This window comes from Microbulbifer agarilyticus (genome assembly GCF_001999945.1).
Classification (GTDB): domain Bacteria; phylum Pseudomonadota; class Gammaproteobacteria; order Pseudomonadales; family Cellvibrionaceae; genus Microbulbifer; species Microbulbifer agarilyticus_A.
In genome coordinates this window covers 2,111,795-2,127,425 of sequence record NZ_CP019650.1, presented here as the reverse complement: position 1 = coordinate 2,127,425, position 15,631 = coordinate 2,111,795, and the positions used below count along the sequence as shown (strand labels likewise).

Here is a 15,631-nt window from a genome sequence, read left to right as displayed (position 1 = left end):
CTGAAAGCGGGGCCTTCATGGTGGAATGGACGAAAGAGCCTGAGTCCTACGAAGAGGTAGAAGCGTGCGTTGATGCGGTGCTCGCGCGCGTGGGCAAGCGCATCGTACTTGGGCTTCCACTGGGTATTGGTAAGGCGAACCATTTCGCGAATGCCCTATATGCCCGTGCCGAGAGAGATCCGAGTATCACGCTCACGATCTTTACAGCGTTGACACTCGAACGTCCCGCGAGTGGTAACGAACTACAGCGCCGTTTTGTCCAGCCACTACTGGATCGTCTCTACCGCGACTACCACGACCTTGCCTACAATCAGGCGCGCCGCAAAGGCCTGTTGCCACGCAATGTCGAGGTGTGCGAGTTTTTCATGCAACCGGGCAGCATGCTTAACGTCCCCAGCGCCCAACAGGATTACGTCAGCAGCAACTACACGCTGGTACCTCGGGATCTTTTGGACCGTGGTGTCAATCTGATTGCCCAAATGGTGTCACCAGCGCCTGATAGTAGTGGTGACTACAGCCTAAGTAGCAACCCCGATCTGACTCTGCCGCTGTTGGCACTTGCCGAAGAGCGAAACCATGGGCCTATTGTTGTCGTTGGAGAGGTCAACCCACGCCTGCCATTTGTTGGCGGTGATGCCCGGGTCAGTGAATCTCTGTTTGATTTTGTACTGGAAGGCGAGTCCTTCGAGCAGGATATTTTCCCCGCGCCCAATGCGCCGGTAGGGATTACCGATTACGCGCTCAGTTTCCACATTGCCAGCCTGGTAAAAGATGGCGGCACACTGCAGGTGGGCATCGGCGCACTCGGCGACGCAATCTGCCACACACTCCGCTTGCGGCAAACGCACAATCAGGAATTCAGCGATATCCTGCATTCCCTGCAGTCTGAACTTGATGCCACCGTCAGCACCATCCCTGCAGAATCCAGCCTGTTTACGCGGGGGATTTACGGGGCCAGCGAAATGGTCCCGGAGGGGTTTCTGCACCTGCGCCGTGCGGGTGTGATGAAACGAAAGGTCTACCAGGATGCCACGCTTCAGTCGCTACTGAACGCGGGTACGTTTTCTGATTGCGCGTCGGAAGACCTGTTGCTGGCGTTGCGTGACAGCGGGCGTATCCAAAGTCCGTTAACAGAAGCCGATACAAAATTCCTGCAGGCCATGGGCATCATCGATCCGTCTTACAGCTGGCGAGGTCACCGCTTCCTTGATGAGGGGGGCGAAATGGAAGAGTGTGATCTCCACAGTACAGCCGGTCGGACAAAACTGCTGGGTAGTGTTGCGGGAAAGCCAATTGCCGGTGGCACCTGGCTGCATGGCGGTTTCTATCTTGGTTCTACCAGTCTTTACCGGGAACTTCGCGAGATGGATCCGGGTGAACTGGCTGGAATCAATATGACCGGTATCGACTATATCAATGCACTGGAGAAAGATCGCGAGCTAAAACGTGCGCAACGACAACATGCGCGATTCGTGAACTCCGCAATGATGGTGACCCTGAACGGGGCAGTTGTGTCGGACGGGTTAGCCAATGGTAAAGTCGTCAGCGGGGTAGGTGGGCAGTACAACTTTGTCGCTCAGGCGCAAGAGCTACCGGGAGGGCGGTCCATCATCGCGCTCTCCAGCACGCGTACAACCGGCGGCCGTGTACAGAGTAATATTGTATGGGAGTACCCCAACTGCACCATACCGCGGCACCTGCGTGATGTTGTCGTTACCGAATATGGCATCGCTGATTTGCGTGGTAAATCCGATCGGGACGTGATGGTTTCAATGATTTGCATTACGGATTCACGGTTCCAGCGGGAACTCTTATCCAAAGCGCGGGCCGCTGGAAAGGTAGAGCGCGGCTTTAAAATTCCCGCGGCCTACAGGAACAATACACCCCATCGGCTTGAGGCAATCTTCGAGCAGGGGCACCGGCCGGCACTGCTGCCATATTACCCACTGGGCACAGACTTCACCGAACAGGAAGCCCAATTGGCGGTCGCCTTGCAGAGCCTGAAGGAGGCCGGGCGAAATATCTTTACCTATTGGCCGCTACTGCGCAAAGGTCGCGATATTGCCAAGCATCGCCTCGACGAATTCCCTGCAGTGCGCGCCTGTCTTGAACGATTGGGATTCGATGGCAGCGATGACTACCATCACCGGCTGCTGGCTTACCTGGTCGCAGGCGCCTATTCGAAATTCTTTGATGACAAGCGTGCCCTCGGTGATACCGCCGATCCCACTGACGAAAATGGTTCCTAAGGGCAGATATTGAAGGCTGGTGTTGAAGGCAGGCTAGCTTTTCAATTGGCTCGCCTGAATGGCGGTAAGGGCGATGGTGTAAATGATGTCATCGACCAGCGCACCGCGCGACAAGTCATTCACCGGCTTACGCATCCCCTGCAACATAGGGCCAATACTGATCAGATCCGCACTGCGCTGTACGGCTTTGTAAGTGGTATTGCCGGTATTTAGATCTGGAAAGATAAACACCGTTGCGCGTCCGGCAACCGGGCTGTCCGGTGCTTTCTTTTTCGCCACGTTTTCCATGACGGCCGCGTCGTACTGTAAGGGCCCGTCGATTGCCAAGTCTGGCCGCTTCTCTTTTGCGATTCTCGTTGCTTCTCGGACCTTTTCTACATCGCTGCCGGACCCTGACGAGCCGGTGGAGTAGCTGATCATTGCCACTCTCGGTTCGATGCCAAAGGCTTCCGCGGAGTCCGCCGACTGAATGGCGATATCTGCCAGTTCATCCGCGTTCGGGTCTGGGTTGATTGCACAGTCTCCGTATACCAGCACCTGATCTGGCAGCAGCATAAAGAACACCGACGAAACCAGGCTGGCACCCGGTGCAGTTTTAATCAGCTGTAGGGCAGGGCGAATAGTATTCGCTGTGGTGTGTACGGCGCCGGACACCAGGCCATCTACCTCGCCTTCTGCCAGCATCATGGTGCCGAGTACCACGTTGTCCTGCAGCTGTTCTTTGGCGACAATTTCAGTCAGCCCCTTGTTCTTGCGCAACTCAACCATGGCATCAACGTACTTATTGCGGGTGTTGGCGGGATCAATAATTTCGACCTTATCCGCAAGCAGCATACCCTGTTGTTCCGCGACTCGATGTATCTCCTTGGGATCACCGAGCAATACCGGGCGGGCAATACCGCGCTCGGCACATACCAGCGCGGCTCTCACCGTACGGGGCTCATCTCCCTCAGGAAGCACAATGCGCTTGTTGGCCCGCCGCGCCAGTTCGGTAAGGTGGTAGCGAAATGCCGGGGGTGAAAGGCGTTTGGGGCGGTTGGAGTCTCTTGCCAGAGACTCTACCCAGTGGTTATCCAGGTGACCGGCAATGAAATCCTGCACCTTCTCAATCCGGTCGAGGTCGTCGGTCGGGGTCTCAGTATTAAACGACTGCAGCTGCAACGCTGTCTGCCAGGTATTGCTCTCAACAAGAACAACCGGTAGTCCCGTTTCCATCGCGGGAGCGCACAGCTTTCGGACCTGTGGTTCGATCTGGTAGCCACCCGTCAGCAGCAGGCAACCGATCTTGATTCCGTTCATCGCAGCGAGGCAGGCCGCCACGATCACATCGGGGCGATCACCGGAAGTCACCAGCATCGAGCCCGGTTCGAAGCGGTAGATCATATTGCCCAGCGAGCGCGAGCAGAATGTGACCGTGCGTAATCGTCGAATATCCAACTCGCCATAATTGATGATTTCCGCCTGAAAATGCTCAGCCAGGTCTTTTGCTCGCGGCTCCACCAAATCTGCGTTCCAGGGAATGCAGCCGATAATTGGGAGGGGGCTTTTGCCGAATAGTGAGAGTATTTCGAGATTGCCACGGCGAACACGCGAACCCTCAAATACGCCATTAATATCGGCACCCGGCGAATCGGGCAAATGCGATGGTGCGCCGACCTTGTTTACAATACAACCCACCACCCGCTGTGCACTGCTACCACCGAAGGTGGTCATTGCTACCTCAAGCCGGTCTTTCAACTGCTGGGTTGAGTCCAAATCCGGGCACACCACCAGTATGACTTCCGCGTCCAGTGTTTTCGCGATATGCAAATTCAGCAAGTTGGCAAACTGGTTTTCCGCGTTGGGAACAAGTCCCTCGACAATGGCAACATCGGCCCGGCGCGCCTGCTCATTAAAGCGTGCCAGAATATCTTCCATTAAATCCGCGAGGTCATCGTGGCCGATCATCGACTCCGCGTGTTTCATACTGAACGATTCAGGCACTTTTAAACTGGACGCGGTGCGCAAGATTTCATTGCTGCGGTCGCGGTTCCGTTCATTTTTAACCGTTTCCGTGATTGGCTTGTAAAAACTGACACTGACGCCATCTCGCTCCAGCGCGCGCAGAGTGCCAAGGCTCACCGAGGTAATCCCCACACCGGAACTGATGGGGACGAGCATAATCGTGCGTGCCATGGGCTAGCCGCCTCCAGTCGATTGGGCCGACGGAGTCGAATTATCACCTTCGATAATCTGTGCGGCATCCCGCGCGATCACCCATTCCTCATTTGTTGGAATGACCAGAATCGTGGGCGAAGGTGCTCCATTCGTTGCGGACTCGATGTGACCTTCTGCACCAAAACGCTTTTCCAGGTTACGCGCCTGGTTTGTCTGATAACCAAGGCCACCGAGACGGCTGACTACATTTTCCCGAATGAATGCCGAGTTTTCGCCAATGCCACCGGTAAATACCAGCGCATCGACCTTGGACAAGACGCCGTGGTAGGAGGCGATATATTTCGCCAGTCGATAACAAAAGATTTCAAGAGCTAACTGTGCGCCCTGATGGCCCTCCGACGCCGCTTGCTCCAGCGCCCGACAATCGTTGCTGAGTTGCGAAATGCCTAGCAGGCCGCTCTTTTTGTTGAGGAGGTCATTAATCTCCTTCAAACAGTAATCGAGACGCACTCCAAGATGGAGCAGTAAACCGGGGTCGATATCGCCACAGCGGGTACCCATTACCAGCCCCTCCAGAGGGGTTAGCCCCATACTGGTGTCCACACTTTTACCTGCCTGTATGGCGGCGATAGATGCACCATTGCCAAGGTGTGCGGAGATGATGTTTACATCGGTACTGGCCTTGCCCAGGATCGCGGCAGCACGCTCTGACACGAAGCGATGACTGGTGCCATGCATTCCGTAGCGGCGAATACCGTGCTCTGTATACAGCTCGTAGGGTAGGGCATAGATATAGGCCTGACGGGGCATCGTCTGATGGAATGCGGTGTCGAAGACGGCAACCTGAGGCAGGCCGGGGAATGCCTTTGTGGCTGCCTCGATGCCCTGTAAATGCGCAGGATTATGCAGAGGTGCCAGGGCCACGCAGTCCTGGATTGCACGAATGACCTGGTCGTTAATCCGTACTGAGTGGGAGAACTTCTCACCACCGTGAACAACGCGGTGTCCGATTGCAGAAATAGCCTGCAGCAAGGTTCCCTGACCGGAAAGAATATGGTTTACAACAAATTCGATTACTTCGGTGTGCTTTGCACCTTCTTTGAGTGGTGCACTATGTTTCTCGCCACCAATATTCCAGCTGACGGTGGGGGCGCTATGGCCCAGGGCATCTCCGAGGCCGCCGAGGCTGGCGTCGCCGTTACGTGGGTCGATCAACGCAAACTTCAGTGAAGAGCTTCCACAGTTAAGGACGAGGACTTGGCCACTATTGGCGCGCTTGTCGGGCATACATACAGCACAAAATTACCTAGAGCGTGCCATAAGCCTAGTTCATTTTTGCGCCAGTGGAGTTTTGCAGGGATAGAAAGTGGGGGCAGGAGAATCCATGCAGCATATAGTCTGCGTTGGAATTCAAATAGCTAGAAAACAAGCCACACAAAAAAGGGGCCGCAAAGCGGCCCCAAAAGTGAGTGAAACGATTCTCAGGGATAGTTTCGAGATCGACTCATCCAAACTGGTTCATGGTGTTGTCTTTACCGGCTGCTTTCAGCGCGGCATCACCAGCAAAGTACTCTTTGTGGTCGTCACCCATATCGGAGCCGGCCATGTTCTGGTGCTTAACGCAGGCGATACCCTGACGGATTTCCTTACGCTGTACTCCTTCCACGTAGCCCAGCATACCTTTTTCACCGAAGTACTCTTTGGCCAGGTTGTCAGTAGACAGGGCCGCGGTGTGGTACGTCGGCAGGGTGATCAGGTGGTGGAAGATACCCGCTTCGCGCGCAGCATCTGCCTGGAAGGTGCGAATTTTCTCGTCCGCTGCCTGAGACAGCTCGCTATTGTCGTACTCAGCGCTCATCAGGTTCGCGCGGTCGTAGGCAGACACATCCTTACCTTCTTCTTTCCACGCGTCGAATACCTGTTGACGGAAGTTCAGAGTCCAGTTGAAGGATGGGCTGTTGTTGTAGACCAGCTTGGCATCAGGCACCTGTTTGCGGATCTCATCCATCATCGCACCGATCTGACGAACGTGCGGCTTCTCGGTTTCAATCCAGATCAGATCGGCGCCGTTTTGTAGGGAGGTAACACTGTCGAGAATGCAGCGCTCTTCGCCAGTACCTTTGCGGAACTGGAACAGGTTGGAAGCCAGGCGCTTAGGACGCAGCAGTTTGCCTTCGCGGTTAATGATCACGTCGCCATTACTCAGGTCGGCCGCATCAACTTCCTCGCAGTCGAGGAAGCTGTTGTACTGGTCACCCAGGTCGCCAGGCTCATTGGTAACAGCGATCTGCTTGGTCAGGCCGGCACCCAGAGAGTCAGTACGGGCAACGATTACACCGTTATCTACGCCCAGTTCCAGGAACGCGTAACGTACGGCGCGAATCTTGGCCAGGAAGTCTTCGTGAGGAACGGTTACTTTACCGTCTTGGTGGCCACACTGCTTCTCATCGGAAACCTGGTTTTCGATCTGGATACAGCAGGCACCGGCTTCGATCATTTTCTTCGCCAGCAGGTAGGTCGCTTCCGCGTTACCGAAACCAGCGTCAATATCGGCGATGATTGGGACTACGTGGGTTACGTGATTGTCAATTTTGCCCTGGATTGCTTTCGCTTTTACTTCGTCGCCAGCTTCACGTGCTGCGTCCAGCTCGCGGAACAGGCCGCCCAGCTCACGCGCATCTGCTTGACGGAGGAAGGTGTAAAGTTCTTCGATCAGTGCCGCTACAGAGGTTTTCTCATGCATGGACTGGTCGGGCAGGGGGCCGAATTCACTGCGCAGCGCTGCAACCATCCAGCCGGACAGGTACAAGTAGCGACGATCGGTATTACCCTCGAAATGCTTCTTAATTGAAATCATCTTCTGCTGACCGATAAAACCGTGCCAGCAGCCCAGTGACTGGGTGTACTTGGAGGTGTCTTGGTCGTACGCGTCCATATCTTTGCGCATGATGTCGGCGGTGTAACGCGCGATATCAATACCAGTCTTGAACTGGTTCTGCAGGCGCATACGGGCAACGGATTCCGGGTTGATGGCATCCCAGCTGTTGCCGTTGCTCTCACACAGCGCGGCAGCTGTTTTAATCTCATTGGCGTATGTAGACATTACGATATTCCCTCGATCGGTGACTGCGAATAGGTTGTGCGTATCGTAGGAGTGCTGGCATAATTTGGCTAATTTATTGTCATTATTCTCGCTATCCAAGTCGTGAATACATGACAAGACCTCGTACAACGCCAACTAAACCAGCGGCTGACCCAGCCCGATGAGACTGTGCCGATGAATCTCGAACGTGCCGACCTGAACCTACTGGTGTACCTCGACGTGCTGCTCCGGGAGCGCAATGTGACTCGCGCGGCGAGCCATCTCGGCTTGTCACAACCGGCCATGAGCAACGGACTCAAGCGGTTGCGCGAGCTGTTTGGCGACCCTCTACTGGTGCGCACACGCGAGGGCATGATGCCCACAGAACGCGCGATGGAGCTGCAACCCATGGTGCGGGAAGCACTGGCGGCCATTGATCAGGTCATTCAGCCAAACCGGGACTTCAACCCGATCGATGCGCGTCGGACATTCCGCATCATGGCCAGTGACTATGCGGAGTCCACGTTGATTCCACCGCTGCTCAAACAACTGCGCGTCAGTGCACCTGGTATCAGTCTAGACATAATGACGCCAAGTGATGTGAGCTTTGTGGATGTAGAGCAGGGCAAGGTCGATATGGTCATCAACCGCTTCGATTCCATGCCTCAGAGCTTTCATCAGGCGACGATCTGGAGTGATACCTTCTCCTGCGTAATGCGCGCGGATAATCCCATCCTTCAGGACTACAATCTGGAGAGCTATCTCGCGTCACAGCACATCTGGGTGAGCAAGACCGGTATGGGTGTCGGTGTAGGGGTGAACCCCGAGGACGTACAGCGTCTGGGTTGGGTGGACGAGGCCATTGGCCGCCAGGGGCGCAAGCGCGACATCTCGGTATTCACACGGCACTACCAGGTTGCCATGCTCCTCGCCGAGCAGAGCGATTTGATCGTCACGGTGCCGACACGTATGGCGCAGCTTGCGTCCAGCAATCCCCGCGTGGTGCTGCGTGAGCCGCCAATCAAGATACCGTTGCTTGAGCTGAAGATGGCGTGGAGCCCGTTACTGCAACAGAGCGCACCGCACCGCTGGATGCGACGTTTGATTCTCGATGTAGGGCGACAACTGTAATCGTTTGAGCCCGAGAATACATTTGGTGAATAGCGAAGATTCCACCTATAAATTAGCGGCATGGTGCTCGCCCTGTTTAGAATGCCGCAGAACTCACCAGTACTAAGAGGTCGAACATGACGGAAAGAGTCCGTATCGGCGATTTGCAGATCGCCAAAGAATTGCACGCATTGATCGCGAACGACGTGGTTCCGGGTACCGGGGTCAGCGAAGACGTCTTCTGGTCCGAGTTCGAAAAAATCGTCAACGACCTCGCGCCCGTCAATCGCCAGCTGCTCGCCAAGCGCGACCAGATTCAGGCGCAAATGGACCAGTGGTATCAGGATAATCCCGACGGCTTCCGCGACCTCGAAAAGTACAAAGCTTTCCTGCGTGAAATCGGTTATCTCGTCGAAGAACCCGCTGATTTCACGGCCAAAACCGAAAACGTCGATGCGGAAATCGCGACCATGGCTGGCCCTCAGCTGGTCGTGCCGGTGATGAACGCCCGCTACGCCCTGAACGCCGCCAACGCGCGTTGGGGCAGTTTGTACGACGCGCTGTACGGCACTGACGTAATTAGTGAAGAGAATGGCGCTGAGAAGGCCGGTGGCTACAACCCGGTGCGCGGCAGCAAAGTTATCGAATACGGGCGTGAATTTCTCGATCAGGCTGCACCGCTGAACGGTGCCAGCCACAAAGATGTCACTGAATACCGCATCAATGGCTCATTGCTCGAAGCAACCCTTGCCAATGGCAAGGTGGCCGCACTGCAAAACAGCCGTCAATACGTCGGCTACCGCGGTGAACAGGAATCACCAGAGTCCTTACTGCTCGCGGATAATGGTCTGCATTTCGAGATTCAAATTGATCCGAATAGCCCCATCGGCAAAACCGATAAAGCGGGTGTGAAGGACATTCTCGTTGAAGCGGCACTGACCACCATTATGGATTGCGAAGACTCCGTTGCCGCAGTAGACGCCGAAGACAAAGTGGTGGTTTACCGCAACTGGCTGGGCCTGATGAAAGGCGACCTTCAGGAAACAGTGAATAAGGGCGGCCGTGAGATCGTCCGCCGGTTGAATGCAGATCGTGAATACAAGGGCGCAGAAGGCGGTGAACTGACCTTGCCTGGGCGCAGCCTGATGTTCGTACGTAATGTTGGTCATCTGATGACGAACGACGCGGTGCTGGATAAAGATGGCAGCGAAGTGCCGGAAGGTATTCTGGATGCAATGGTTACCAGCTTGATCGCAATTCACGATCTGCGTGGTGAAGGACCAGTGCGTAATTCACGCACGGGTAGTGTCTACATCGTTAAGCCGAAGATGCACGGCCCGGAAGAGGTCGCTTTTGCCAATACACTGTTTAACCGTGTTGAAGATGCCCTCGGGCTGGCCCGCAATACCGTGAAGATGGGTATCATGGACGAAGAACGCCGCACCACGGTAAACCTGAAGGCCTGTATCGCAGCTGCGCAAGAGCGTGTTGTGTTCATCAATACTGGCTTCCTGGACCGTACCGGTGATGAGATCCACACTTCCATGCTGGCCGGCCCCATGATTCGCAAGGGCGAAATGAAACAGTCCAAGTGGATTGCGGCCTATGAAGATTGGAATGTGGATACCGGCCTGGCGACTGGCCTCAAAGGTCGCGCGCAGATCGGTAAAGGCATGTGGCCAATTCCCGATCAGATGACGGCCATGATGGAAGCAAAAATTGCTCACCCACAGGCGGGTGCAAACACTGCCTGGGTACCATCACCAACTGCAGCAACCCTGCATGCACTGCATTACCATCAGGTAGATGTCGCTGAGGTTCAGGACCAGCTGGCTACCCGTAAGCCAGCAAGCCTTGATGACATCCTCACCGTGCCGGTTGCCGAAAACCCCAACTGGAGCGAGACCGATATTCAGCTGGAGCTGGATAACAATGCCCAGGGTATTCTCGGTTACGTTGTGCGCTGGATTGACCAGGGTGTAGGGTGCTCTAAGGTGCCGGATATCAACGATGTTGGCCTGATGGAAGACCGCGCCACCCTGCGGATTTCATCCCAGCATATTGCCAACTGGCTGAAACAGGGTATCTGTACCCGCGAACAGGTCGAAGAAACCATGCAGCGCATGGCCGCAGTGGTTGACCGTCAGAACGCCGCAGATCCCGCATACCGCAATATGGCCCCGAACTTCGATAGCAGTATTGCGTTCCAGGCCGCTTGTGAACTGGTCTTCGAAGGCTGTGCGCAGCCAAATGGCTACACCGAGCCGGTTTTGCATCGACGCCGCCGTGAGTTCAAGGCCAGCCAGCGCTGATCGCGCACAAGGTAAAAAACAGCACATTATTTCTAGCCCCGCACCCGCGGGGCTTTTTCTTTGTGTAAGCTATTTAAAAAAATGATCGGGAAAGGAATCCATGATGTTAAAGACCACCACCCCCTCCATCGATGGGCACAAAATCGAGCGATACCTGGGCGTCGTCGTAGGCGAAGCCATTCTTGGCGCGAATATCTTTAAGGACTTGTTTGGATCCATTACCGACGTCATCGGCGGGCGTTCTGGCGCCTACGAGCGTGAAATGGGCAAAGCGCGCAAACTGGCATTTTCCGAGATCGAAGCCGAAGCCCGCTCCATGGGTGCGAATGCGATCGTTGGCATCGATCTGGATTATGAGGTTGTCGGTGAAAAGGGTGGCATGATGATGGTCAGTGTGAGTGGTACTGCCGTGCGCTACCGCTAAGTCAAAAACATCAATACAACGCGCTCAATGAATAACTCAAGACGCCCCAGCGCCTATACCTTCCATTCTGTGGACTCGGCCGGCAACGGTCTTCAGTGTAGTAATCAGTACCTGGCAGAAGAGAAAGCCATTGCGATTAGCTACAACGGTCTTAGCCACGCTGTGATGATGGCATCCCCGGGCGCACTCGAGGACTTTGCAATCGGCTATTCCATCAGCGCGGGCGTTGTAACGGGTAAGCGGCAGATTTTAGATATTGAGCCACGACAGCTCGATGATGCCATTTGTCTTGAAATCACGCTTAATCAGCGTGCGTTCCATCAATTCAAACGCAGCCGGGCGCACGAGCGTCGCACACTTACCGGTTCCAGTGCCTGCGGATTGTGCGGTGTAGAGGCTCTGGATCAGGTGCTCTCACCGCAAAGTGCCAGTTCCAGTGCAAGAGGGTACCAACCATTACCGCCCGCAGAGCACCTGTTGCAACTGCGCGAGCGGCTAAACCTGGCACAGCGGCACCGGAGTATATCCGGTGCATTGCACGGGGCCATTTTCGTCGACGCGTCTGGTAATACGAGCATTTGCCGTGAAGATGTCGGCCGCCACAATGCACTGGACAAGGTAATTGGCGCCTGCATGCGCGTAGACCTACCTTTGACACATGGCTTCATCGCGATGAGCAGTCGTTGCGGTCTGGAATTGGTTCAAAAAGCTACTCGCTGTGGTATCGGCACCCTCGTCACACTCGCTTCACCCTCCGATATTGCCGTGCGCTGGGCGCGGAAGTACCAACTCAACTTGATTCATGTGCCCGCGCAGGCCGCGCCAAGGGTCTTTAGCAGTGATGCATTCCATTCTCCCAATAATCGAGCGGTGAACCTGCTCTGCGAGGCGTCTACCGTATGAAAACACCCATCGACCGCTTCCGCTTTCGTCCATACCAACGCCCCGCAGCCGGCTGGGGCGCCCTGCGCAGCGTCACTCATGCCTGGCTGGACAGCCGCCAGCCGTTTAAAAACTTGCGCGCGATGCTGCAAACCAATCAGCATGGTGGGTTCGATTGCCCGGGCTGCGCATGGGGTGAGGCGCCTGACGAGGGCCGTATTCGGTTTTGTGAAAATGGTGCCAAGGCCGTGAATTGGGAGGCCTCCGGTCGCGCCGTCGATGCGACTTTTTTTGCAGAGCATAGCGTCAGTACGCTACTCGAAATGGACGACTACTGGCTGGAGTATCAAGGTCGGCTGACGGAACCCATGGTGTACGACACGGAGACCGATCACTACAGACCAGTAACTTGGGACCAGGCATTTCATAGAATTTCCGACCATTTAACTAACCTCTCGTCCCCCGACCAGGCTGCGTTTTACACCTCTGGCCGCGCCAGTAACGAAGCCGCTTTTCTCTATCAGTTGTTTGCGCGCGCGTTTGGCACCAACAATTTGCCGGATTGCTCAAACATGTGTCACGAAGCCAGCGGTGTTGCCTTGCTGGCCAGTATTGGCACGGGCAAGGGCACGGTGACCTATGAAGACTTTGGCAAAGCCGAAGCCATTTTTGTTGTGGGTCAAAACCCGGGCACCAATCACCCCCGCATGTTGGAGCCGTTACAAAAAGCCGTTGCCCGCGGTGCGCAAGTGGTAGTTCTAAACCCGTTGCGAGAAAGGGGGCTCGAGCGATTCCAAGCGCCACAAGACCCGGTACAGATGGTGACCGATAAAGCGTCGCCGATGCACACCGCATACTTCCGCCCAGCGCTCGCCGGCGATATTGCGGTCATGCGTGGCATTGCGAAGTTCCTGTTTCAGTGGCAAGAAGAAGTAGACGCGCGCAACAGTGAGCGACTCAAAGGCCAAGAAGGGCAGGGGGGCAACGGGGCCGAAGGCTCGGATACTGAAAAAGGTCCGCTTGACTACGCGTTTATTCAGGAGCACTGCGAGGGATTTGATGCTTATCAGTCTGTGGTAAGAGATACCCGTTGGGATGAAATCGTTGCATTCAGCGGCCTTGAACTGGACGAAATCGAACGGGCAGCGCATATCTACGCGCGCAGTGACGCCACCATAATCTGTTGGGCGATGGGAATTACCCAGCACCGACACTCGGTTGCAACGATTCAGGAAATCGCCAACCTGCAGATGCTGCGTGGGCAGATTGGCAAGCCGGGCGCAGGACTTTGCCCTGTGCGAGGTCACAGTAATGTCCAGGGCGACAGAACCATGGGGATCCATGAGCGTCCGCCGCAATCGCTGTTGAATGCATTGGCGATGCGATTCGATATGTCGGTGCCGCAGGCAAGTGGTGTCAACGTGGTTAAAGCCATTGAGGGCATGGAAAAAGGGAATATAAAAATCTTTGTGGGCCTTGGAGGAAATTTTGCCCAGGCCACACCGGATAGTGAAAGCACCCACAAAGCCCTTCGCAATTGTGCCCTCACTGTGCAAATCAGCACCAAATTGAACAGAAGCCACTTAGTGACCGGGCGCGATGCGCTCATTCTTCCTTGTCTTGGCCGTACGGATATTGATATTCAAGCGGGCGGCCCACAGGCAGTGACCGTAGAAGATTCGTTCAGCATGGTCCATGCGTCCTATGGGCAATTACGCCCACTTGCCGCAGAAATGCGTTCGGAACCCGCAATCATTGCGGGTATGGCCCAGGCGACACTCGGTAACAAGCCCGTAGACTGGTTGTCGCTTATCGAAGACTATTCGCGCATCCGCGATTTGATTGAAGATGTTATCCCGGGTTTCGATAACTTTAACGAAAAATTACAGCAGCCGGGTGGCTTCTATTTACAGAACCCTGCAGGCCAACGCCAGTGGCAGACCGCCAGCGGCAAAGCAAATTTCATCGCCGGTTCCTTACCGGCGCCATTGCCGCCTGCGGTATTGGAAAAGCTAGGTACGCTGGGACACAAGGCCGATTTGGTTCTGCAAACCATACGTTCTCACGACCAATACAACACCACCGTATACAGTTTGAATGATCGTTATCGCGGGGTTAGTGGCGATCGCCGTGTGGTGTTTGCAAATATCGAGGACATCCATCGCCTGGGATTTGATGATCGCGAGGCGATTGATGTGGTTTCAATCTGGGAAGATGAGCAAGAGCGGCGTGTATCGGGCTTCACCCTGATTGCCTTTGATATACCCAAAGGGCAAGCCGCGGCGTACTACCCCGAGGCAAACCCGTTAGTGCCGCTGGACAGTTTCGGTATTGGGAGTTTTACCCCAACTTCCAAATATATCGCTGTGCGTTTTGAACCCAGCACTGCCGCCAAACGTATTGTTTGATCGCTTCACTGCTATTCGCTAAAGCGACTATAGAACGAACTGACGCAAAGCGGGATCTGGACGGGCGGCCAGCCAATGCTGCTCGAACACATCGTTTAACTTTACGTTGCGCACTGGATCATCGCTGCGATATTGCCCATTCCATTTAAGATGGTCAGATACTGATAAGCTTAGCCGCTGATCGGCAATGGCAAATTCCCAGTCGGTGGGTTCGCTTGACGGCTGAATTTTTCGAAGGGTAATACGGCTCTGTAGCCGTTTAAGCAAGGGGAGCAAGCGATGTGGTTGCCGCAAAAGCGGCTCGCTGTCAGTGATTAGGATTTCGACCTGTGCGTAGCGGCTGCTACGGGCAAACTCGGAAAGCGCGTCAACAACCGCAAGATCGCCATAAATTTGACGGGCGAGATGTTGGGAAAAAATACGCAAGCGTCGTCGGCTTGTGCCGATAAGTTGTTTTAAGGCATCGGCACACTGCTCGCCGCCCTCAAAGGTAAGGTGCGGGTTTTCACCAGAACTCCCTTCGGCCTGTTGAAGCTTGTGAGGGTCATCGGTTCCAGTCATCGAGGTTTTCGCTCGGTTCGCTGTCGTTCAGGGTGCGCTCCATGCGCACGTGGGGAATCGCCGCTTCCATAAATTCATCACCGACCGGAACAAAACCAGCCTTTTCATAGAAGGGGATTGCGTGTACCTGCGCGTTTAGATACACATTCTTTTGCCCTGAGAGCCCGGCAAACTTGCAAATGCGCCGCAGTAGTTCGAGACCGGCACCGTGGCCACGGGCTTCACGCTGGATCGCCATGCGCCCGATTTTGCCACCGCCGGTCAGGCGACCAGTGCCGATTGCCTTGCTGTCGTGGTAAACGAGGAAGTGCTGTGCGGTTTCCTCAAGCTCGTCCCACTCCAGTTCCGGTGGCACATTCTGCTCTTCCACAAACACCTTCTGGCGGATACCGCGAATGGCATTCCGGTCTGTGTGCCAATCAGCCAGGCGAACAAACAGACTCATA

At 55.1% G+C, this 15,631-nt stretch carries 11 protein-coding genes; 6 read left to right on the top strand and 5 right to left on the bottom strand.

Translation table 11 applies throughout. The features are described 5' to 3' along the window. The first annotated feature begins 17 nt into the window (after positions 1–17). Complete coding sequence (locus Mag101_RS08665; RefSeq protein WP_232325186.1) at positions 18–2,249, top strand: acetyl-CoA hydrolase/transferase C-terminal domain-containing protein; 2,232 nt, start codon at positions 18–20, stop codon at positions 2,247–2,249. Positions 2,250–2,282: 33 nt separating this feature from the next. On the opposite strand, the gene pta is transcribed toward Mag101_RS08665, so the two are convergent. From pta to Mag101_RS08650, 3 genes are all read right to left on the bottom strand, one after another. After that, positions 2,283–4,424, bottom strand: coding sequence for a phosphate acetyltransferase (gene pta, locus Mag101_RS08660; RefSeq protein WP_077403570.1), 2,142 nt, complete (start codon positions 4,422–4,424; stop codon positions 2,283–2,285). A gap of 3 nt (positions 4,425–4,427) precedes the next feature. After that, positions 4,428–5,693, bottom strand: coding sequence for an acetate kinase (locus Mag101_RS08655; protein ID WP_077403568.1), 1,266 nt, complete (start codon positions 5,691–5,693; stop codon positions 4,428–4,430). 217 nt (positions 5,694–5,910) lie between these two features. Continuing rightward, complete coding sequence (locus tag Mag101_RS08650; protein WP_077403565.1) at positions 5,911–7,509, bottom strand: isocitrate lyase; 1,599 nt, start codon at positions 7,507–7,509, stop codon at positions 5,911–5,913. Positions 7,510–7,683: 174 nt separating this feature from the next. On the opposite strand from Mag101_RS08650, the gene Mag101_RS08645 reads away from it, so the two are divergent. The 5 genes from Mag101_RS08645 to Mag101_RS08625 all read left to right on the top strand — a co-directional run bounded on the left by Mag101_RS08645 (position 7,684) and on the right by Mag101_RS08625 (position 14,624). Next, complete coding sequence (locus Mag101_RS08645; RefSeq protein WP_077403563.1) at positions 7,684–8,619, top strand: LysR family transcriptional regulator; 936 nt, start codon at positions 7,684–7,686, stop codon at positions 8,617–8,619. Between the two features lie 116 nt (positions 8,620–8,735). Beyond that, positions 8,736–10,910: a malate synthase G gene (locus Mag101_RS08640; RefSeq protein WP_077403560.1), complete on the top strand. Its 2,175-nt coding sequence runs from the start codon at positions 8,736–8,738 to the stop codon at positions 10,908–10,910. A gap of 103 nt (positions 10,911–11,013) precedes the next feature. Next, a complete protein-coding gene (locus tag Mag101_RS08635) occupies positions 11,014–11,334 on the top strand; it encodes a heavy metal-binding domain-containing protein (RefSeq protein ID WP_077403557.1) in 321 nt (106 codons plus the stop codon). Between the two features lie 27 nt (positions 11,335–11,361). Beyond that, positions 11,362–12,237, top strand: a complete 876-nt coding sequence (gene fdhD / locus Mag101_RS08630) for a formate dehydrogenase accessory sulfurtransferase FdhD (protein ID WP_077403554.1) — start codon at positions 11,362–11,364, stop codon at positions 12,235–12,237. Next, positions 12,234–14,624, top strand: coding sequence for an FdhF/YdeP family oxidoreductase (locus Mag101_RS08625; RefSeq protein WP_077403551.1), 2,391 nt, complete (start codon positions 12,234–12,236; stop codon positions 14,622–14,624). Before fdhD ends, Mag101_RS08625 begins: the two co-directional genes overlap by 4 nt. Before the next feature lie 27 nt (positions 14,625–14,651). On the opposite strand, the gene Mag101_RS08620 is transcribed toward Mag101_RS08625, so the two are convergent. Both Mag101_RS08620 and Mag101_RS08615 read right to left on the bottom strand, forming a co-directional pair. After that, positions 14,652–15,185, bottom strand: coding sequence for a hypothetical protein (locus Mag101_RS08620; protein ID WP_077403548.1), 534 nt, complete (start codon positions 15,183–15,185; stop codon positions 14,652–14,654). Continuing rightward, positions 15,169–15,630 carry a GNAT family N-acetyltransferase gene (locus tag Mag101_RS08615; RefSeq protein WP_077403545.1) on the bottom strand — a complete coding sequence of 154 codons (462 nt, stop codon included), beginning with the start codon at positions 15,628–15,630 and terminating at the stop codon, positions 15,169–15,171. Before Mag101_RS08615 ends, Mag101_RS08620 begins: the two co-directional genes overlap by 17 nt. Between the last annotated feature and the right edge of the window lies 1 nt (position 15,631).

Excerpts from the sequence above, each read along its gene's own strand:
- pta (WP_077403570.1), bottom strand. The coding sequence starts at position 4,424 with ATGGCACGCACGATTATGCTCGTCCCCATCAGTTCCGGTGTGGGGATT.
- fdhD (WP_077403554.1), top strand. The coding sequence starts at position 11,362 with ATGAATAACTCAAGACGCCCCAGCGCCTATACCTTCCATTCTGTGGAC.
- Mag101_RS08655 (WP_077403568.1), bottom strand. The coding sequence starts at position 5,693 with ATGCCCGACAAGCGCGCCAATAGTGGCCAAGTCCTCGTCCTTAACTGT.
- Mag101_RS08650 (WP_077403565.1), bottom strand. The coding sequence starts at position 7,509 with ATGTCTACATACGCCAATGAGATTAAAACAGCTGCCGCGCTGTGTGAG.
- Mag101_RS08615 (WP_077403545.1), bottom strand. The coding sequence starts at position 15,630 with ATGAGTCTGTTTGTTCGCCTGGCTGATTGGCACACAGACCGGAATGCC.
- Mag101_RS08635 (WP_077403557.1), top strand. The coding sequence starts at position 11,014 with ATGTTAAAGACCACCACCCCCTCCATCGATGGGCACAAAATCGAGCGA.
- Mag101_RS08620 (WP_077403548.1), bottom strand. The coding sequence starts at position 15,185 with ATGACTGGAACCGATGACCCTCACAAGCTTCAACAGGCCGAAGGGAGT.
- Mag101_RS08645 (WP_077403563.1), top strand. The coding sequence starts at position 7,684 with ATGAATCTCGAACGTGCCGACCTGAACCTACTGGTGTACCTCGACGTG.
- Mag101_RS08665 (WP_232325186.1), top strand. The coding sequence starts at position 18 with ATGGTGGAATGGACGAAAGAGCCTGAGTCCTACGAAGAGGTAGAAGCG.
- Mag101_RS08640 (WP_077403560.1), top strand. The coding sequence starts at position 8,736 with ATGACGGAAAGAGTCCGTATCGGCGATTTGCAGATCGCCAAAGAATTG.
- Mag101_RS08625 (WP_077403551.1), top strand. The coding sequence starts at position 12,234 with ATGAAAACACCCATCGACCGCTTCCGCTTTCGTCCATACCAACGCCCC.